The following is a 21,151-nucleotide window of genomic DNA, read 5'->3' on the forward strand; positions in this document are numbered from 1 at the left end:
TCAACATTTCAACGCTGCTGCTCAATCCTTATCCACGGAATGCGCGGCAAGTCCTTTTTCGAAGTGCGGGATCTCCTCGCCGCGGACCGGCTTGCCGAGAAGAAAACCCTGAGCATGCGTGCATCCGCAGACGCGCACAAAATTCAGCTGCTCCTGCGTCTCGATGCCTTCCGCCGTAGTCGGCATACCGATTTCTCGCGCCAAAGCCACAATCCCGCGAACCATGGCCGCGGATTCGCGCCGGTACGCGGATTCCTTCACGAACGAACTGTCGATCTTGAGCTTGTCGAACGAGAAGCGCACAAGCGTCGACATGGTGGAAAAACCGGTGCCGAAGTCATCGAGCGCCAGACCGATTCCCAATGCGCGAAGCTTTTCGATGTTGTGCCGGGTGATGACGTCGTCGCTCAACAACACCGTCTCCGTGACTTCGATATTCAGACGCGCCGGCGGCAATCCCGTCTTGCCAAGGATCGCCGCAACAGTCGACGCGAACGACTCCTCCCGCAATTGCACCGGCGACACATTCACGGCGACGCTCACTGCATCACGCCAGGTGGCAGCTTCCGCGCATGATTGCAGCAAGACCCACTCGCCGAGGGCAAGGATGAGCCCCGTACGTTCGGCAGTGGGAATAAATGCGGAGGGAGAAAGCTCGCCGCGAGTCGGGTGGGTCCAGCGAAGCAGCGCCTCGCGGCCGGAAATCGTGTCGTCGCTGAGATCGACGATCGGCTGGTACTCCATGCGCAAATCGCTGTAAGACTGCATCGCGCCTTCCAGATCGCTGCGCAGGAGACTCAAACTTTCGTCGGATGCGTGCGTGGCCGCGTCGAAGATAGCGAAGGCACTTTTGCCGCTGCGTTTGACTGCGTACAACGCGCGGTCCGCGCAAATCAGCAGTTGTGGCCCTGTATTGGCATGCTCCGGATAGAGTGAGATGCCCACACTCGCACCGATATGCACCAACGCTTCGCTCAACACGAAAGGACGCGCCAGTGTTTTGACGATGCGTTCAGCCAGCAAACGAACATCGCGGGTGGATGCCGTGCCGTCGGAAATGGCGACGAACTCGTCGCCGGCCAGGCGTCCGACAAGGTCGCCGGCCGGCAGCACTTCACGCAATCGCGTCGCCGCCTCCTGAAGGATCTGATCGCCGGCGGCATGGCCCAGGCTGTCATTGATTGCCTTGAAGCCGTCGAGGTCGATCAGTAGAACCGCGAATAAATGATCCTGCCGTAACGAGCCCGCCGCCGTGCGCTCCAACAGAAGTTCGGTAATGCGAGCGCGGTTGGGCAAGCCCGTGAGACTGTCCTGGTGAGCGAGCCGGTGACTGCTTTCACGCGCCAACAGTAACGCAACGGTGTCGCGATTGCTGCGCAACGCCACGGTGAAGAAACCGGCCGCACAAAACGGCGCCTGAAACAGCAGCACGAGTTTGCCGGAGCCGGGAGAAAGCGCCGCCCCCCACCCCAACAGCCCGAGAATGAGCGAAATCTGAAGAAGCACGAGCCGGGGTGTGCCTGCATTGCGTCCGGCCAATCCGCCGATTACGCCCACAGCGCAAACGTTACCGAGCAGAAAGAGCGTCTGGTTTCCGCTGGTATTGCACAAGAAACTGCCGAACCCGAATAAGACGGCCCAGAGAAGGCTCGCAAAGAGGAAAGCTGAGGTAGGGGTCGGCAGATTCTGGGCGCTGCGCCGGCAGCACAGCCGGATCAACGCAAGACGCGCAACCAGCAGCACGACCACGGCGCTGCTCCACCAGGCGTAAAGGGCTCTTGGGTACAGGTAGTAGGCGGTCGCGCAGACACTGATTTCGCAGATCGACGCAAACACGATCGATGCGGTTCGCGTGAACAGGTTGGCAAGCAATACCTGCCGGTTGTCGGCACTCAGGTCCTGAGCGGAGGACACCACCCACTTGAAAAATGGAGACCTTGGTTCGCTGAAAGCCATGACCTGCACATTTTCACTGGTTAGTGGATCGAATCGGACGCGCCTCGCGATTATTACGTAAACACAAAACAAAATGTCCAAAGCAACGCTACAGCCCTGCTTTGGACGCTATCACGCCGGTATATACTCGCAATGTTGTGCCGCATCCTGGCCGAACACGCGAATATGCCTTACGGATTGCCTCGCATTTGCCTCACACTCCAGCGAGAAAGAAAGTCGTTCAGTCGACTTCTACCGGCACCCGCTTTGCCAGCGCGCACATCAGTTCATACCCGATCGTGCCCGAAGCGTGAGCAACGTCATCGATCCTGACCTGCTCGCCCCACAACTCGACCTTTGAACCGATCTGCGCTTGCGGACATGACGTCAGGTCGACGGTGAGCATGTCCATCGAAACGCGGCCCACCACTTGCGTCATGACTCCATCGACAGCGATTGGCGTACCCGTCGATGCGTGCCGGGGATATCCGTCCGCATATCCGCATGCCACCACACCAATGCGCATCTCACGATTCGCAGCGAAGGCACGGCCATAACCGACCGTTTCCTGTGCCGACAATGACTGCACACCGATCACTTCGCTCCTGAGCGTCATCGAAGCACGCAAGCCCACGTCGTCAATGTGGCGCGACTGACCGGTGGGCGAACCGCCGTACAGCACAACGCCCGGACGCACCCAGTCACGATGCGCCTGGGGGTGCCACAGAACGGCCGCTGAATTCGCGAGACTTCGTTGACCCGGTATGTCGTGAGTCACCGCATCGAAACGATCCATCTGCCATGCCACGTCGCCATCGTCAGCATTCGCGAAATGGCTCATCAACGTAATGTCCGCGATGGCCGGAATCGATCTGGCTTGCTCCCACGCGGCACGGTACGCGTCGGGTCGGAAGCCGAGGCGATTCATTCCGGAGTTCATCTTCAGATGCACGTTGACGCGCTGACCTGACGAAGACAGACGCAACAGATCGAGTTGCTCATGGCAATGCACGGCCATGGAAAGATCGAATTGTTGGGCGATTTGCACGTCACCAGATCTGAACACACCTTCCAGAAGAAGAATCGGTTTGGACCAGCCCAACTCACGCACGCGGACCGCTTCATCGAGATCAAGCAGCGCGATGCCATCTGCACTCGCGAGCGCCGGGAAAACGCGGTCGATTCCATGTCCATATGCGTTGGCTTTGACTACGGCCCAGGCCCGTGATCGAGACGCGCGCTGCTTGACGAGGGAGAGGTTGTGGCTGACTGCGCCAGGGTGAATCTGTGCAACGATCGGGCGTGGCATGGGAGGTGTTGGGGACTTGTTTAGAAGGAAGGGATGCCTGTTGCTAAAAGCCGGCGCTACCGCCAACAGGCAGGCTTTCCCACTATCGTATCTAGCCTCAACCAGTTTTTGTTACTGTATTGTTTTAATTTTTTGGGTTTATTTGTCGATTCGCCCGACCGGGTATCCGTCTACCCCAATACCCTTTCCGCGGCAGAACCGTCCCATACCGGGACGGTTCCTCATTTCACAAAGGCAATACTGACGGGAGTCGGTACGCCCACCGATTGCCCCGTGTCCGACACCATGCCAGACGTAGGGTCAATGCTGAACACATTCACCTTCCCGCTACGTTGATTGGCGACCAGCATCCATTTTCCCGACGGATCGATTGCAAATCCCCACGGTCTTTCACCGCCCGAGGACGTGCGCTGAACCAGCGAAAGCTCTCCCGAATCAGAGCTAATGCGATAGACGACTAGCGCATTTTCTCCCCGGTCCTCGACATAGACAAAACGCCCATCATGGCTCACCGCAACCTCCGCGCCGCTTTTCACGCCCTGAAAATTCTGGCTGCTTGTCGGCACCGATTGCACCGGTGTCAAACGCCCCTGCGATGCATCCCAGCGTAGCACCATGATCTCTGCGGTCAGTTCGGTTAGCAGATAAACGTACCGACCGTTCGAACCGAAAGCAAGGTGACGGGGACCACTGCCGGGCGGAACAATGAAGGACCGCGGATCGGTCCCGTCGTCCGGTGACAACGAATGGGCGGCGCGGTCAAAGCCATAAACAAACACACGATCGGCGCCCAGATCGGGAACGAGTGCGTATCGACCTGACGGGTCGACTGTGGCGCTGTGTGCATGCGCGCTCGCCTGCCGGCGGTTCGGTCCGGAACCTGTCTCCTTGATCGTGGACACAAGCGAGCCCAGGCTTCCGTCGCGATTGACCGCAATGCTCGACACGGACCCGCCGCCGTAGTTGGCAGCGAGTAAGGTCATCGAGGGTGTGTCCAGGCCCAGATTCGTGGTTCCACTGCCTCGTGTGGCGACCTCGTTCAATCGGGTGAGCGCACCGGTCCCGCGATCCACCGCGTAGGCGGTGACACTTCCTTCTCTTGTATTGTCGTCATCGACCGAATAGAGAATGGGCAAGCGGGGGTGCGCTGCGACCCACGTGGATTTCGGTCCCTCGGCAACCGGGCCGATCACCGTCAGCTTGCCGGTAGACGTGTCGAAGCGTAGCGCGTGAATCTGGCGTTCCTGCGTGCCAACGTAGGCGAGTTCCGTGTGTGCATCTTCCGGTAACGTAGCGGCGTTGCTGCGCGTGCCGTACATTCCAGCTAACAACGTAAGTGCGATAAATACCGCCACGGCTCCGTACCGTGTCAACCTGTTTTTCTGGTGGGGCCGTGTCATAGTCCGCTAGCTTGAAGGTCAGATAGTGTGGGAAGAATGCACGCCGCCTGCCTCCATACGGCTCAAAGGACGCAAGCGGGCAATCATCCGTTATTCCCGACCCCGGCTCACCACGGCGCAATTCTGGTGAAAGCGATCAACGGTCTCCGCATTGTCTACGGGGTGAACTCCTTAACCAGTCTCTTCTGTCGGAAATCAGAGCCGTCTCTGTACGCCGTGAGCACACGGCGCATCCACGATGACGGCGTAATTATTTAATATTCCTTATTTATATGATGGACTTTCGCCTCCTGTTTGATATACGCCCTATTCCGAAATTTATAATCGGAATATATATAGTATTTCTAATTAATATTAAAAATGAATAGCGCGGCACGCATTGCGTCGATACCGTGCGTTTTTCCTTACCTCACGCCGGCTCCATTCCGTGAGCAAGCTTGGCCGAAGCCGCTTGAGGCGAGACCAGGAACGAGATGAGTGCCTGCGCTTCGGCCCGCTGTTCAGACGTCGTACAGACCGCAGCCGAGAAAATAGTGACAACCTGGATGTCAGGCGGCAATGTCCCGACAACATCGATGCCAGGCAAATGCATCAGCTCGCTCAATTGCTGGAAACCGAGCTCAACATCCCCACTCGCGACAAGCGAGCCCACCGGAATGCCGGGGGGAGCCTGCACGATGCGCGGTGCGATCGTCTCGGCGATGCCCCAGCGCTCGAATAGGCGAACCAGGTGCGAACCGCTAGGACCCGTTGAGTAGCCGATGCTGCGCGCCGCCAGAATGGCGTCGCGAACCGCCGCTTCACTAGCGATCTCGGGTTGCGTCGCCCCAGCCGCCACGGCAATCGCCACGCCCGAGCGTGCCAGATCTGCCCGCGTGCCCGCAACGACCCGGCCGGCCGCTACCAGCCGGTCGATCGCGTCGGCCGACAGCACGACAATATCGAACGGCTCGCCGTCCAGAACGCGCCGGGCCGCCTCGACACCGCCGACCGATTCGACCACGACGCGTTGCCGCGAATGTCGCGCGTATTGTTCGACGAGATCGGCCAGCACGTTGCGGGTAGCCATCGAGGAGATACCAGTGATCGCCTGGCTCAGGGTTGGATCGAAGACCATGCTCGCTGCCCTTTCAGTCGATGTAGCGCAGTCCGGCCTGCCGCAACGGCTCGCGCATGTTGTACATATCCAGCCCCAGCACGCCAGAGGCCAGCTTCGCGCGCTTCTCGCCTTCGTTGGCTTCGCGCGCCGCCGCTTTTTCGAGAACCTTTTGCGCCGCCGCTGCAGGCACCACGACCACACCGTCGTCATCAGCCACGACGACATCGCCGGGATTCACCAGCGCACCTGCGCATATCACGGGTATGTTCACCGAACCAAGCGTCGCCTTGACCGTTCCTTTGGCCGAGATTGCCTTGCTCCATACCGGGAACTTCATGTCGGCCAGCACGCGCACGTCACGCACGCCACCGTCGATGACAAGTCCACGTGCTCCGCGAGCCTGGAAGCTCGTCACCAGCAGGTCGCCGAAATAACCGTCCGTGCAATCCGTCGTGATCGCGGCAATGACGATATCGCCCGGCTGGATCTGTTCCGCCGCGACATGCAGCATCCAGTTGTCGCCCGGTTGCAGCAGGACCGTGACGGCGGTTCCGCTAGCCTGCGTGCCCACATGGATCGGCCGCATGTAGGGTTTCATCAGCCCGGTACGTCCCATTGCCTCGTGCACCGTGGCAGTCCCGAGCGCACCGAGCTTCGCAGCGACGTCGCCGTCTGCCCGCTGAATGTTGCGATACACGACTCCAAGTTCATACATGATCAATGCCCCTTCGCTTTCAATGTTGCATCCAGACGCGGGTAGACACGCCGCGCGTTACCCTCGTAAATCTTGTACCGTTCGTCTGCGTCGATATGCGCCGCCTCGATGTAGCGCTTCGTGTCGTCGAAATAGTGCTGCGTGTAGGGATCGATACCGCGGACCGCGCCAATCATCTCGCTCGCGAACAGGATGTTGTCGACGGGAATCACTTCGGTTAGCAGATTGATGCCGGGCTGGTGATACACGCAGGTGTCGAAGAAAACGTTGTTCAGCAGGTGGTCTTCGAGTGGCGGTTTTTTCATCTCTTGAGCGAGGCCGCGGAAACGTCCCCAGTGATAGGGCACTGCGCCGCCGCCATGCGGAATCACGAAACGCAGCGTGGGGAAGTCATGGAACAGGTCCGACGTCAGGCACTGCATGAACGCAGTCGTATCGGCGTTCAGATAGTGCGCGCCAGTGGTGTGGAAGCACGCGTTGCAACTCGTGCTCACGTGAATCATTGCGGGAATGTCGTACTCGACCATCTTCTCGTAGATCGGGTACCAGTAGCGGTCGGACAGCGGCGGGCTGGTCCAGTGGCCGCCCGAGGGGTCCGGATTCAGATTGATCGCCACGTTGCCGTATTGCTCAACACACTTCACCAGTTCGGGAATGCAGGTGGCAACGTCCACGCCCGGGCTCTGAGGCAGCATCGCAGCCGGAATGAAATGGTCGGGAAAGAGCTGGCTCACCCGGTAGCAGAGTTCGTTACAGATCGCCGCCCACGTGTTCGACACGTCGAAGTCGCCGATGTGATGCGCCATGAAGCTCGCACGCGGGCTGAAAATGGTCAGATCGAGCCCGCGCTCGCGCATCAACCGCAACTGGTTGCTTTCGATCGACTCCCGCAACTCGTCGTCGCCGATATGCAATTCGGAAGGCTTCGGCATGTCCGACGGATTGTTGATACCTGCGATCTGCCGGTTGCGCCACATCTCCAGCGCCTTTGGCGCCGTCGTGTAGTGGCCGTGGATATCGATGATCATCGTTGTTCCAAATAGCTGATTTGATGTTACCGCGATGCCACGCGTGACGAGTGGCATCGCCCCATTACTTCGTCAGTGTGCCGTGTTGGGCTGCGGCGCCAGTTCACCGGCCCTCGCCCGTTGAGCCAACAAAATAGCGACCGCAGCCAGCGTTGCGGGCACTGCCAGCATCGCAAGAATCGCCCCGAACAGCAGACCGAATCCAAGCAACGCACCACCTATTGCCGAGCCGAAGATGCTGCCAAAACGGCCCATACCAAGCATCCAGCTGACCCCGGTTGCGCGCGCAACTGTCGGGTAACGGCTCGGTGCAAACGCGTTCAGTCCGGTCTGCGCGCCGCTCATGCAAAAACCCGCAGCAAACACTAGCAACGTTAGCGAGGACGACAATGCCCCGATCCACGCCAGCGCCAGCACGCACAGACCACCGCCAAGGTAGGCCGCGCTGATAACGGGCGCCGGCCGTACCTTGTCCATCATCCAGCCGACAAGGATGGCGCCGATCGTTCCACCGATCTGGAACATCGCCGTCACATTAGCGGCCGTCGTGACTGTCAATCCGGCATCTTTCATGAGCGTCGGCAACCAGCCCGTCAACAGATAGATGACGAGCAGACCCATGAAATAGGTCACCCAAAGCGCCGCCGTCATGAAGCCATACCCCTGCGAAAAGAGTACGCCGATCGGTTTGCGCGTTGGCAAAGGCGGTTCGCTGGAAACGAAAACCTCGTCACCGGAAAAGCGCGTGCCGCACACCCGGCCCAGAACCGCACCGATACGTGCGGGCGATGCTCCGCGCACCGCGAGCAGGCGAGCCGACTCCGGCAGCAGCCACATTTGCAACGGAATCAAAGCCAGCGGCAGCGCGCCACCGAAGATCAACACCGAACGCCAGCCGTGTTCAGGAATCAGCCAGCCGGCCGCAAAACCGATCAGGGCTGAACCCAGATTGAAGCCCGTGAACATGATGGTGATCAACAGCGAACGCTTGCGCTGAGGTGCGTACTCGGACAGCAGCGTCGTCGAGTTAGGCATTGCGGCGCCGAGGCCAATGCCCGTCAGCAAACGCAGAGTGGCCATTTCCATAGGCGACTGAGTAAAGGCCGTCGCGATCGTGAACACACCGAAAAGGAAAACGGAGGTAATCAGCACCCACTTACGGCCGATGCGGTCCGAAGCAGGTCCTGCTCCCAGTGCACCGATCACGAGACCCAGCGGCGCCGCGCTCATCACCAGACCGAATGCGGGGCGCGAAATCCCCCAGTCATGGATGATCGAAGGCGCCACAAAACCCATGATGGCCACGTCCATGCCATCGGCAGTCACGATGAGAAAACACAGCGCCACCAGTAGCCACTGGTAAGGCGAGATGGGTCGCTCGTCGATAAAAGCCTTGATATCAATTGTCTTTCCGCTTGTCATTTGTTTCTCCTGTCTCCTTACCGCCTGTTTGATATAGCGCGACGATCGTGATCTGGTCCGCAACCGCGTCTATCAGAAGCGGGTGTGAATACCGACTCGCGCAATCGCCTGAGTGGCACTACTGGATGCGCCGTCCGAACTGTTCAGGCCGTTGATCTGAGCGAGCGCTCCAGAATTGGCACGTTGATAAAGCCTCAGAACGTAGACGCTCGTTCGCTTGGATAGCGCGTAGTCGACGTTGACGGAGTTATGAACCGTTGTGAAAAGTGCATTCGCGGTCCATGAGCCAAATTTGCTGACGTAAGTAATGCCCGTGTCGATCAGGCCAAATAGCGTAACGCTGCTCTGCGCCTGAGCCCCCGTAGCAGCAAAAGCGGCGCTCAACAATGCCAGGGTGATTTTTTCGGTCTTCTTCACAAAGTCTCCTTACGTCTTAGTTAGTTTTACTAATTTCATGGAAAGTTAACGACTTCCATATCTGAAGCAAAGCTAGCAACTCACTTCGACTTGATGAAGCAGACCTGATCCGGGTGCAACGCGAAACAGTTACACCGGATCAATATAGCCACCTCACCCAGCTTTCGAAATAGGTCCATGCATACTGAACAGGGCAGAACGAACGTGCGGAACATCGGTTTCGATATAAGGGTTTTTACTTATCTCACATTCTTGCTCGTGGTACGACATAAACGCCATATCTCGCAAACCTTTGAAAAATATGATCTTTTCCATAGTTTCAGTAAGGGACTCAGCGGTCTGCCGTTGAGCCTCGAGGATGAGTGCGCGTCCTGACCATGAGGCCGGTCACTCAGACTCGATAAACAAAACAGATGGCATGCAGTAGCACTTGGCAAAATGGTCGGTGACGGAAGGCAGCGCGTTGGTATCACGCCGGTCCCATCCGTTTCTCAACTCTTTCCTTTTTCCGCACTGTCCCAGTCGAGCTTTCCAGCACTCTTTCCCGCCACCGAATACAAAGCGCCGGGCGCATTGCGAGTGCGTTGGAAAGCCTCCAGCGTTTCTCCGCGCATTGCGGCGTAGATGTGAAGATTCGACACGCCCGTCACCGCGCCTAGCTTCTCGAGCATGAAGAAAATGACGCCGTAGTGCAGCAGGCCGCGCCAATCTCGACGGCGGATCAGGTCCCGCTCTTCCTCAGTCAAGCCCGCTGCCTCGAAACTCGCCTCCGGATCATTCATGAAGGCTTCGCGATGAACAGGCTCTACCATCCGGTGAAGGTAATCGTTGATCCGATAGGCCCTCACGGCGACCTCGATCGTGAACGGATAGGTGCCCTCAAGTGTCTCGACACCGGTGAGTTGAGCCGCCATCCGCTGCCGGTGGCGCTCTGCGATGGAAGGCGCCGCTTCACTCTCTTCGCCTTCGTAGATCGCAGTCGCGATGCCGGCCATCGACGGCAGGTAGTAGCTACGGTGCTTGCATACGACGTTGGACGACAACGCGCCTCGCATCGTGAGCCACATGATCACTTCCGCACCCTCGAACCCGCCCAGCGCTGCATATTCGGCAATCGTCATCTCAGCCAATTGCTCTGGATCGCGCTCGAAAAGATCGAGAAAACGCTGGTCCCATTCCGTATTGTTGAAACCCGCGCGTTCCCCATGCACCTGGTGTGACAGCCCACCCGTTGCGACGATCGCGACTTTGAGATCCTCCGGGTAACTCTCGATCGCGCGTCTCAATGCTTGCCCGAGCTTATAAAAGCGCCGCGCACTCGGAACTGGCAGTTGCAGCACGCCCATCTGCAGCGGCACAAGTTTCACCGGCCATTCGGGCGTGTGTGGGCAGAGCATCGATAGGGGCGAAAAGCAGCCGTGATCGAGCGCCTTGTTCTGAAAAAAAGACATGTCGAATTCATCGGTCATGAGCGAGGTGCCGATGTGCGCAGCCAGGGCCGGATGCCCTTTGATAGGCGGCAGGTCCCGTGCGCCGCCACCCTCGTCAGCGACATGCCACTCGGGCCCCACGCCCAGCGTGAATGCCGAATAGTGGTCGAAGAAGAACGAGGTGACATGATCGTTGTAGATGACCAGTAGCACGTCCGGACGCTTCTCCGCGAGCCAATGGGCCAACGGTGCGAAATTTTCGAAGATCGGTGCCCACACTGGATCGTCGCGCTTGTTCTTATCGAACGCAAAGCCGATCGTGGGTGTGTGCGAGGCAGCGATGCCGCCGATGATCCGTGCCATGCCAATACTCCTCAAAACTCATGTAACCGCCAATCGAGGCCCCAGGCCTCGCGAGTGCGGGGAAAATGCCTACCAATGAACCGGCGATGGTGGGACCCGCCATAAGTCACGGCAATTGTCGGACAGTCTGCCGTTCCAACCCCGCCGCCCATGACTCCCGCCAGATTCTGGCCTTCCTCACTTTGCGCCGCGCATTTTCGTGCGCGGATTGGATGGGTACGGCGACCGGTGACACTATTTATTGTCCCTGTTTGGGATACAAATATAGAAACAACGGAGATTTTCAGTAATGGAGGGTAAACCACATTGTGGCGCTGCCATATAGCCTACGAAAGCCTACAAAACGGCATTTTGTCGATTTTAGATCGTTCAGCAATCGCCGCAAACCGTGCGGCATCAGGTACATTTGGGATCCCAAGCGGGTATAGTCAATCCATGACGCCTGCTCGCATTCGTTCACGGTCCATAAATAGAACAGATGGCTCATAAACTAAATCGCAATCCGGTTTGCATACGTAGTGGCGGCGATAGCACGTCGCTATACTGATATCGACAAATGAGTCAGCCCCGCCATTCATGAGCAACAACGAACTTCTCAACCTATCGCGACTGCGCGCGTTCCGGCTTGTCGCCGATACGGGCAGCGCGACGCGTGCAGCCGCTACGCTCTTTCGCGCCCAGTCTGCCATCACGCGTTCCGTGCAGGAGTTGGAAGCAGCGCTCGGCGAGCCGCTTTTCGACCGTAGCCCTTCGGGCATGCTTCCGACTCCGGTCGGCCGTGCTGTTCTGAAACGTTGCGAGCGGATCTTCGCCGAGTTGGAAGAGCTCGCGCAGTGGTGCTCGGCAAAGCAGGCACGCCGCCGGCCTGCAGCGGAAGGTGCGTTGCCGGCGTATCTGCTCAACACGCGGCGGCTTCAGTTGTTTACCGCGCTGGCCCGCCATCGGCACATGCCGAGCGCGGCCAAGACCTTCGGTATCAGCCAGCCGGCAGTGAGTACGGCGATTCGCGTGCTGGAAAGCGGCGCCGGCCTGACTCTGTTTCATCGCAGTCCGCGCGGTATCCTACTCACAACGGAAGGTGAAACGTTTCTGCTGCGTGTGCGCCGTGCGTTAAACGAGTTAAGGCATGTACCCGACGATATCGCGGCAACGCACGGCAAGATCCAGGGCACGGTGACGGTCGGCGCGTTGCCGCTCGGTCGCACATTGATCCTGCCCAGAGCGATTGCGCGGATGACCAAAGAGAATCCGGGCGTGCGTACGGTCACGAACGAAAGCGCCTACGAGGCACTCGTCGCAGACCTGCGCGCGGGCGACATCGACTTTATCCTCGGCGCCCTACGGGATAATGACGCCTCGAGTGGCCTGAAAAACGAGCGTCTGATGTCGTCAGATATGGCGCTGCTGGTGCGCTGCGATCATCCGCTCGCGCATATGGGCAATCTCACCATCGTGGATTTGCGCGGCGCGCAATGGGTGCTGCCGCGGAGCAATGCACCGGCTCGTGCGCTCCTCGAAGCGCAGTTCAAGCGGATAAAAGTGAAGCCGCCCATGCCGACTGTCGAGACAGCGGACCTTGCCGTGATTCGCGGGCTGCTATTCGACACGGACATGATCGCTGCACTGTCGGCCCATCAATTACACCTGGAGATCGAATCCGGACAATTAGCGGTTCTCGATGTCAAGTTGCACAATACCCGGCGCGACATCGGTCTGACCATGCGCTCGACGGGCAACCCGTCTCCCGCGGCGCGAGCGTTGATCGATGCGATTCGCCTCTCCGTTGTCGACGTTACGCGCACAATCAGCGGCTGAAGTTCGTTCACTCGCGCCCAGAGGCGCCGGCTCCCGCTCAATTCCTGATCAATTGCACGAACCATTCGCGCGGTAGCGGCACGCCAAGCTTCTCGCGCACCGCTTCCCGGTAGACATGGCCGCCGACCGCCGCGAACTGCACGCCCCAGTTGCCGACCGTATAGTAAAACGTGATCTGCCGGTCATCGGTTCGCCCTGGTGCGCGGCCCGAAATCACATCGGTATAGATCGGCCAGTGCGTCGTATCGACACGCGCGCCATGCGACACCGGCAAGCGCGCGCGCTCCTCAGCCGAACCGCCGACAAACGCATTCGGGCTCCCCGAAATACGCTGGCTGAAGCGCTCGCTCTCCGCCATCGGCAGCGGTTCGCGGCCTTGTGCAATCGTGACGTCGAAACGGGCCGCAACTTGCGCGTCGAACTCGCGCGGCGTCAGCGCAACAACGTGCATGCCCGGTTCGAGCCACGCGGCATCGAGCACGGGTGTCATGCTGTCGGTACAGGTCGCGACGATATCGGCGCCGCGCACCGCGGCTTCGGGGCCATCGACTGCCGTGACCTGAATGCCGAGACGCTCGCTCATCCGCTGCGCAAAACGGTTGCGATTATCCGCACTGCGGCTGAACACGCGCACGCTTTGCAGATCACGCACGGCCGTCAACGCTTCGAGAAAGGTTTCGGCCATGCCGCCCGAGCCGATCATGCCGACCGAATGCGCGTCCGCGCGTGCCAGCAGCCGCGTGCCGAGCCCCGCCGCACCACCGACGCGCATATGCTGCAGATGGCCATCGTTGAGGATCGCGAGAGGCGCGCCGTCCTCGGTGCTGAACAGCACGACGAGCCCGCAATAGGTGCCCGGCTCGACGCAATACTTCTGCTCGCTGCCACCGCGCGGCCAGACCATCACGTCCGATTTGAGCCGCACGGCAAGCACGCCGTCGGTCGCACCGTCAACGGAACCGAAACGGTAGTAGCCATCATCGCGCGCGGATGGCATGTACGTGTCGATACGCGGCCGGCCAATCGACGCACCGGTCAGGAGGCCTGCAAACGCGCGTTCCTGCACATCGATGCAGTCTCGCATTGTCAGCAGACGCGCGACGCATTCGTTATCGATCAGCAGCATCGTTAGCGCGCTCCACGTATGAGCGCAGCCGCGCCGGCGCCCGCGCGTCTACCGAACACGACGCCTGCCACGAGACCCGTGCCGCTGCCATAGTTGTGATAGTACAAACCGCCGACAATCTCGCCGGCTGCATACAAGCCGCGCACCGGCTGGCCGGACACATCGAGCACTTCCGCGGCGGTAGACACTTTCAGTCCGCCGAACGTAAAGGTCACGCCAGTCGTCACACCATAGGCTTCATAAGGCGGTGTATCGAGCCTGTTGGCCCAGTTGGTCTTGTCGATCGCAAGCCCTTGCGTGCGCAAGCCATCGTGCACATTCGGATTGAACGGCACATCGGGGCGCGCGGCGTCGTTGTACGCGCGCACCGTACGCAGAAAACCTTCTGGATCGACACCGGTCAGCCTGGTCGACAGTTCTTCGAGCGTATTCGCCGTTTCTTTCGTGATGCGCGCAATCCGATATTCGTCGCGCAGCAGTTTCACCACTTTCTGATCGAACACCTGCCATGCGAAAAGGCCCGGTTGCTTCAGCACTTCGTGGCCGTATTTCGCGTAGGTAAAACTATGGAAATCCAGCCCTTCGTCGAGGAAGCGTTCGCCCTTTGCATTGACGAGAATGCCGAACGGATAATTGTGTTTCTGGAAACGGTCACCGATCGTCAGATCGCCATACTCGGGCGCGTTCATATCCCACTGCACCGCGTGTGCACCGGACCAGTGGCCGGTCACCGCCGCACCCACGTCCATCGCCATACGATGACCCCAGCCGGTGTTGTAACGCGTGCCGCGCACTTTCGCGAGGTCCCAGTTCGGCCCGAGATAGCGAGCCCGCATTTCCGCATTCGATTCGAAGCCCCCGCATGCAAGCACAACAGCTTTTGCACGGATCTCGATCTGCTTGCCCTGATGCAGCGCACGCACGCCCTGAATGCCGCCGCCGTCGTACAACAGGCTCATCGCCTGAGTTTGATACACGACGCCGATGCCGGCATTCTCCAGCGCCTTATGCAGCATCTCGACCAGATGCGTGCCGCCGCCGAGGATATGGCACGCGAGTCCACCCCAGAAACGGAACTTGCCTTCAACGCGAAACGCCTGCCGTCCCAACGCTGGCTGGAAGCGCACACCGTGTTTTTTGAGCCATAGCGCAGCGTCGTAGCTGTTTTCGATCAACACGTCGGTGAGTTCGGGATCGGCGCGGTATTCGGTGAGGCGGCCAATGTCATCGAAATATTGCTCGCGCGTATAAGTCCCGAAGTCGATGTTCGGGAGATCGAGTTCCGCAATATCGGGCGCGAGCTTCAACAGATCGTCGACGGAATCGTAGACGAAGCGGAACGCGCCGCCGGTAAATGCGGAATTGCCGCCGCGTGCATCGGCTGGCGCACTTTCGAGCAATGCGACGCTCGCGCCGCCTTCGCGCGCGGCAAGCGCCGCATTCGCGGCTGCGTTGCCGGCGCCGATCACGAGTACGTCGATACCGTTGAGTTCTTCAGGTGTCATCGGATGAATCTCCTTGAAATGAAAGCGGTCAGTGGCGCGGATAGTCGGCAAGCGGCGGCATCGATGCTGCCTGGCTGCCCGCCGCATCGACGGCCGGATTGAGGGTTTCGAGGCTGCGGCCGGTCGTACGCGGACCAAACGCGAGTGTGATCAGCGCGGTGAGGAACCACGCGCCAGCGATATACATGAACACCGTCACGTAACCGTAGTTCGTATAGATCGCCGCGATGATGAACGCATTCGCGACGTTCGCGAGGCGCCCTGCGCCATAAGTCAGGCCGGTCGCGCTGGTGCGCACTCCGGTCGGAAATTGTTCGGGCGTGTACGAGTAAAGCAGCGTGGCGAAGGTTTGCGTCAGCATGCCGACCGCGAAACCAAACGTGACGATCAGGACCGGCGTGAAGCTCAGGCCGTATAACAGCCCAAAGCCCGCGATCAGCAACGCGACCACGGCGATCAGATGCTTGCGCTCGAAGCGGTCCGCCGGATACACGGCGAGCAATGCGCCCAGCGGCGCGCCGACATTGATCAATGTGAAATATGTGAGGCTGCGCGCGATCGTGATGCCGTGATGCACGAGCAGCGTCGGCACCCACGCTTCGAAGCCATAGAAGCCGATTGTCTGCAGCAGCCAGATCGCGCACAGCGTCAGCGTGCGGCGTCGGTAGACACGATTGAACATCGTGGTCCACGGCTCGCGCACTTCCCGCGGACGCGCGACGACGTCGGGCACACTCAGTGTGTGGCCGTCGGCCACCGCGCGCGCTTCCATTGCGGAAAGCGCCTGTTCGGCTTCATCGAAACGGCCCGCACGCGCGCTCCAGCGCGGCGACTCGGGCAAGCGCCGCGCGAGCAACGGAAACACAATACCGAGCGCGCCCCACACAAACACCCAGCGCCAGCCATGTGGACCGTACGGCACGAGAAGCCGCGCGACCAGGTTCGTCATTGGAATGGCACACAGGTTGACCACCATCGCCCACGATTGCCAGGTGCCGCGCGAGCGCGCCGGAAACACTTCGGCGATATAGACCATGACCGTCACCATGCCGGCCGAAATGCCGAAACCGGTCACCACCCGCGCCGCAAACAGATAGGCCACGCTTGGCACCGCCGCGGTCGCAAGCGAGCCGAGCGACGAAATCATCACGAACAGGATCAGCGAACGTTTGCGCCCCAGCCGGTCCGACAGCATGCCGCCGAGCGTCGCGCCGAAGAACATGCCAATGAAACTCGCCGACGTGATCAACGCGATTTCGTTGATCGCGATATGCCAGTGCGCGATCAACGCGGGCGCGGCGGACGCGAACGTGTTGATGTCGCAGCTTTCGAAGAACAGCGGAATCGCGAACAGGAACATCCATTCGCGGTGCATTCGCGAGGTCGGCAACCGGTCGACGCGCGCGGCGACGAGTGAATCGTTCATGGCTTGTCTCCTTCGTTCCCAGCGGTCGTTGCCGCTGGTTTGATGTCGATGCCTAGTTGCGCAGGCCCGCTTCCAGCAACCCCGACAGCGTGGCGAGATCGTCCAGTTCGTCGATTCGCCACAGCATCGCGAGTGCATCGGTGCTGGCCGCATCGGTCAGCACATGCTGTGCGCAATCGAGAAACTTCGCTTCGATACGCGAGTTCGGCAACGGGTTAGCGGACGTGCGCCCTGCGGCACTCGCAACACGTTTTGCAAAGCGCCGGCCATCGCGCATTTCGACGACAATCTCGGCGCCGAAGTGGTCGGGCTGCCGGTCGGCTTGCGGATCGGGCTCGGCAATCACGCGCTTCATCAGGGCACGGATCGCCGCCTCGGCATACGCCTCACCTTCAAAATCCGATAGCACCACACGTCTCTTCGTCAACGCACGCGCGACGCAATACTGCACGCTGAATTTCGCGTCGAGCGCGCTATTCGGTTCGGGACGGTTCGTGTGCTGCAACCGGCGCGGATGCGTATACGACAACACGCGCTCGACATTCTGCGGTTTCAGATCATGTTCGGCGGCCAGTATCAGCATCGCGTCGATCGCAGGATGCGTGCTGCCGCAGCATGGGTACTGCTTGATCGCGATGCCAGGCTCGACGATATCTAGCGGATCGGCCCAATGGTTCACTGCCGCATCCGCGTCGTAGTTGCCCGCGCCGTTGTAGACGTTGAGAAACCCTTGCCGGTGTTCGAACGTTGCATCGCCTGCGGTGAAGCCTTCGCGCGCTAGCAATGCCGCAACGAGGCCGTTACGTGAAGCGTGTCCGACATGCAGCGGTTTGGTCATGGTGCCGAAATTGGCTTTCACACCTGATGCAAACGACGCGGCAATCGACAATGCGCTCGCCGTCTGCGCCGCATCGAGTCCAAGCAGGCGCGCCGATCCTGCGCAGGCGCCGAATACGCCGAGCGTCGCTGTCGGATGCCAGCCTTTGTCGTAGTGGTGAAAATTCACCGCGCGAGCCAGCCGCGCCTGTGCTTCAAAAGCCGCGACGTACGCCGTCAACAGTTCGTGTCCGCTCGCATGCCGTTCGTCGGCGAGCGCGAACAGCGCGGGCAGGATCGGTGCCGACGGATGGCCGCCGAGTGTGTTGCTGCAATCGTCGAAATCGAGCGCATGCGCGGCGGTGCCGTTGACGAACGCGGCATCGGTCGGGCGGATGCGTTCGCGGCGGCCGAACAGCAGCGCGTCGCCAGTAGACGGCGTGGCCACGGCGCGGGCCATTCGGGCACATGGTTCAGGCGCCCCCGCGAGTGTCACGCCAACCGTATCGATGATGCCGATGCGTGCCCAGTGCCGCGCTGCGTCGGGCACATCGGCAAACGAAAAGGCGGCGATTCGCGCGCCGAGTATTTGCGCGATGCTCATGTACGAACTCCTTGAGGCGCGGCGTCGAGCCACTGCAAATCGGTTTCGTGTTCGAGCGCATCGAGCCGCTCGAACAACGTGGCGGCGCGATCACCGAGCCGGCGGGTCAGCCGCACGAATTTGGCGCGAAGTTGGTCGAGCTCTAGCGGATCGCTCGGGCAGCCGGGGAAATCGGCCTGCGCCTGTTCATACGCCGTGCCGTTGTCGAGCGTGATACGCGTTAACGTAGAAAGACCCGTCTTGTCAGTCGGCACGATTTCGACGCGTTGGGCGAGTTCGCGCACGGCTGGATCGTCAAGCAAGGCCGCACCGAACGTGGCCGGATCGTCGGCGTCGTACAGCAACGCTGCGGCGACGCAGAATGGCACGCTGTACTGCGCGAGCACCTGGTCTTGCGGTGCCTTGATGTCGTGATTCGCCGCGAGCCGCGCCGCGCCTTCGATACGAATCGACGCGATGCGGCGCCCATCGCTGCGTCGTGCATCGATATCGTGCCCGGCGCGCAATCTTTGCGCGGCAAACACCGGCGTATGCGCGACGATGTGACAGGCGTAGCGTTTGAGGCACAGCGTCAGCGTTTCATACTGCTCGCCGAGTCCGGCAGTCAAACGCGATGCGTCCGCACTTTCGCAATAGCCATGCAAAAACCCATACTTTCCTTCGAGCACACTGGACGGCCCATCGAAACCAGCCTTCACGAGTCGTGCGGCCGTCACGCCGGCTTGTGCCGCGCGTCCGAGATGGATCCGCTTGACCAGACCGCCGTCACCACTCTTCGCAAACTCCAGCAAGCCGCCGCCGAGCGACCCGGCAATGCCTAACGCACGGCGCAGTTCGCCGGCATTCAACCCTGCAAGCCGGCCAGCGACAATCGCCGCGCCGAACGGCCCCGTCAATCCCGGCGCGTGAAAGCCACGCGCCTCGGCGGAATGTCTCGTCGCATTGCCGATCCGGAACAGCACTTCAATGCCCGCGACCAGCGCGGTCAGCAATTCACTGCCCGATGCACCCGCCGCCTGTGCCGCCGCCAATGCCGCCGGTACGAGCGCCGCGCCGGGATGCACGCCGCTGCCAGGCTGCCGCAGACTGTCGAGTTCGGCGGCATGCGTGAGGACACCGCCCGCAAACGCCGCCGCTTCCGGTGTGACCCGTCTCGCACTTCCCAGGATCGCGCAAGGTCCAGCCGCCGCGTCTTCGCTATAACGTATCGCGGCCTGGCCTGCCGCGACTTCATGTCCGTAAACCGCCGCGCCGATCGCGTCGATCAGACAGTCTTTCGCGCGCCGCACCACCTGTTCGGGCAACTGCCCGAAACGCAGTGCACTCGCATACTCCGACAGCACTTGCGCTGCGAAAGGCGCGTCGTGCGAACTGGACGGCATAAGCAACGGTCTCCTTTTTTCTAGTGCGCTTCTTCGTCGATGATCGAGCGATGCCGCGTTTCCGGCATCAGCAGATAAGTGACGAGCGATACGGCCGCGCACGCGCTGACGTAATAGAAAAACCACGCTTCGTGTCCGGCGTTTTTCAGCCGCAACGCGAGAAATTCAGTGGTGCCGCCCATCACCGACGACACCACCGCGAACGGCAACCCGACACCGAGCGCACGCACTTTGGCGGGAAACAGTTCGGATTTGACAAGCCAGTGAATCGACGAGAAACCGCTCAGAATCGCGAGCGCGCCCAGGTTCAAGGCAAATGCGGTGAGCGCGCTGTGCGTGGCGCCAAGCGCATGCATCAACGGCACGGTGAGGAACGTCCCGCCAATGCCGAAGATCAGCATCACCGGCCGCCGTCCGATAAGATCGGACAGCAAGCCGAAGAGCGGTTGAAAAAACATGTAAATCACGAGCGCAATCGTCGTAATCAGCGTCGCCTCGTTGCGGCTAAAACCGGTCGTATTGACCATGAACTTCTGCAGATAGATCGTGAACGTATAGAACGCAACCGTGCCGCCCACACTGATGCCGATCGACCAGAACGTTTGCCGCCGATGCTTGACCAGCAGCACGAGCAGGCTGCCGCGCTCAGCCTGTTGTGTGGCGCCGCCGGTGTCGTGTCGTTCGAACGCATCGGTTTCCGCAATACCGCGGCGCAGATACAGAGCAAACACCGCCAGCACGCCGCCGATCGCAAATGGAATGCGCCAGCCCCACTCTTCGAGTTGCGTCGGCGTCAGTACGAGCCTCTGCAGCACCAGCATCAACGCAAGCGCCACCAGTTGTCCCATCACCACCGTGACCTGCACGAAACCGACAAAGAAACCACGCCGCCCGGTTGGCGCCATTTCGCTCAGATAGGTCGCGCTCGTGCCTGCCTCGCCGCCCATGCTGAAGCCTTGCAACAGGCGCGCGCAGACGAGCACTGCGGGCGCGGCGACGCCGATCGTCGCGTAGGTGGGCGTCAGCGCGACGATCAGCGAACCGACGCTCATCATCGCCACCGACATGCTCAACGCGACGCGCCGCCCACGCCGGTCCGCGAGCGCGCCGATCGCCCAGCTGCCGAGCGGCCGCACCACATAGCCGATAGCCGCGACGGCTGCGGCGTTCAGCAGTTGCGCGGTCTGGCTGCCACCCGGAAAAAACGCCTTGCTGAAATAGATCGAGAAGATTGAGTACGCAAGAAAGTCGTACCACTCGATCACATTGCCCGCGCTGCCGCCGATGATCGACCGCAGCCGCGTGCGACGTTCGCTTTTCGACGCGGGCAGGTTCAACGTACGAGGCGTCGCGGACATG

Annotated in this window: 16 protein-coding genes; 1 reads left to right on the forward strand and 15 read right to left on the reverse strand. The window is 60.4% G+C overall.

Annotated elements, in window-relative coordinates; translation table 11 throughout:
- Positions 1-21 precede the first annotated feature (21 nt).
- From PQR40_RS02585 to PQR40_RS02625, 9 genes are all read right to left on the reverse strand, one after another.
- Complete coding sequence (locus PQR40_RS02585; protein WP_408334273.1) at positions 22-1,956, reverse strand: putative bifunctional diguanylate cyclase/phosphodiesterase; 1,935 nt, start codon at positions 1,954-1,956, stop codon at positions 22-24.
- A 220-nt stretch (positions 1,957-2,176) separates the two neighbouring features.
- Complete coding sequence (alr, locus tag PQR40_RS02590; protein WP_408334276.1) at positions 2,177-3,244, reverse strand: alanine racemase; 1,068 nt, start codon at positions 3,242-3,244, stop codon at positions 2,177-2,179.
- A 221-nt stretch (positions 3,245-3,465) separates the two neighbouring features.
- On the reverse strand, positions 3,466-4,599 hold the full coding sequence (locus PQR40_RS02595; RefSeq protein WP_408508374.1) for a lactonase family protein: 1,134 nt from the start codon (positions 4,597-4,599) through the stop codon (positions 3,466-3,468).
- Between the two features lie 454 nt (positions 4,600-5,053).
- A complete protein-coding gene (locus tag PQR40_RS02600) occupies positions 5,054-5,761 on the reverse strand; it encodes a substrate-binding domain-containing protein (protein WP_408508375.1) in 708 nt (235 codons plus the stop codon).
- 13 nt (positions 5,762-5,774) lie between these two features.
- Entirely contained in the window at positions 5,775-6,458 is a 684-nt protein-coding gene (gene ligK, locus PQR40_RS02605; protein WP_408508377.1) for a 4-carboxy-4-hydroxy-2-oxoadipate aldolase/oxaloacetate decarboxylase, read from the reverse strand.
- Positions 6,459-6,460: 2 nt separating this feature from the next.
- On the reverse strand, positions 6,461-7,486 hold the full coding sequence (locus tag PQR40_RS02610) for an amidohydrolase family protein (protein WP_408224106.1): 1,026 nt from the start codon (positions 7,484-7,486) through the stop codon (positions 6,461-6,463).
- 72 nt (positions 7,487-7,558) lie between these two features.
- Positions 7,559-8,908 (reverse strand): MFS transporter, encoded by a 1,350-nt coding sequence (locus PQR40_RS02615; RefSeq protein ID WP_408508378.1) that lies wholly within the window; start codon positions 8,906-8,908, stop codon positions 7,559-7,561.
- A gap of 72 nt (positions 8,909-8,980) precedes the next feature.
- On the reverse strand, positions 8,981-9,325 hold the full coding sequence (locus PQR40_RS02620; protein WP_408224112.1) for a porin: 345 nt from the start codon (positions 9,323-9,325) through the stop codon (positions 8,981-8,983).
- A gap of 491 nt (positions 9,326-9,816) precedes the next feature.
- Entirely contained in the window at positions 9,817-11,118 is a 1,302-nt protein-coding gene (locus PQR40_RS02625; protein ID WP_408508379.1) for a gallate dioxygenase, read from the reverse strand.
- A gap of 576 nt (positions 11,119-11,694) precedes the next feature.
- Here PQR40_RS02625 and PQR40_RS02630 point away from each other — a divergent pair.
- The gene (locus PQR40_RS02630) at positions 11,695-12,933 is read left to right on the forward strand and encodes a LysR family transcriptional regulator (RefSeq protein ID WP_408508380.1); all 1,239 of its coding nucleotides are present in this window, start codon (positions 11,695-11,697) and stop codon (positions 12,931-12,933) included.
- A 37-nt stretch (positions 12,934-12,970) separates the two neighbouring features.
- Here PQR40_RS02630 and PQR40_RS02635 read toward each other — a convergent pair whose 3' ends face one another.
- The 6 genes from PQR40_RS02635 to PQR40_RS02660 are packed head-to-tail and all read right to left on the reverse strand — an operon-like array spanning position 12,971 to position 21,150.
- Positions 12,971-14,059 carry an ornithine cyclodeaminase family protein gene (locus PQR40_RS02635; RefSeq protein WP_408508381.1) on the reverse strand — a complete coding sequence of 363 codons (1,089 nt, stop codon included), beginning with the start codon at positions 14,057-14,059 and terminating at the stop codon, positions 12,971-12,973.
- A 2-nt stretch (positions 14,060-14,061) separates the two neighbouring features.
- Positions 14,062-15,564 (reverse strand): FAD-dependent tricarballylate dehydrogenase TcuA, encoded by a 1,503-nt coding sequence (tcuA, locus tag PQR40_RS02640; RefSeq protein ID WP_408508382.1) that lies wholly within the window; start codon positions 15,562-15,564, stop codon positions 14,062-14,064.
- Positions 15,565-15,592: 28 nt separating this feature from the next.
- A complete protein-coding gene (locus tag PQR40_RS02645; protein ID WP_408224126.1) occupies positions 15,593-16,990 on the reverse strand; it encodes an MFS transporter in 1,398 nt (465 codons plus the stop codon).
- Positions 16,991-17,042: 52 nt separating this feature from the next.
- On the reverse strand, positions 17,043-18,410 hold the full coding sequence (locus PQR40_RS02650) for an MmgE/PrpD family protein (RefSeq protein ID WP_408389558.1): 1,368 nt from the start codon (positions 18,408-18,410) through the stop codon (positions 17,043-17,045).
- Positions 18,407-19,792, reverse strand: coding sequence for an MmgE/PrpD family protein (locus tag PQR40_RS02655; protein ID WP_408224132.1), 1,386 nt, complete (start codon positions 19,790-19,792; stop codon positions 18,407-18,409). Before PQR40_RS02655 ends, PQR40_RS02650 begins: the two co-directional genes overlap by 4 nt.
- Positions 19,793-19,812: 20 nt before the next feature.
- Positions 19,813-21,150, reverse strand: a complete 1,338-nt coding sequence (locus PQR40_RS02660) for an MFS transporter (RefSeq protein ID WP_408389560.1) — start codon at positions 21,148-21,150, stop codon at positions 19,813-19,815.
- Between the last annotated feature and the right edge of the window lies 1 nt (position 21,151).

Origin of the sequence: Paraburkholderia sediminicola (assembly GCF_046026855.1) — a bacterium.
GTDB classification, from domain to species: domain Bacteria; phylum Pseudomonadota; class Gammaproteobacteria; order Burkholderiales; family Burkholderiaceae; genus Paraburkholderia; species Paraburkholderia sediminicola_A.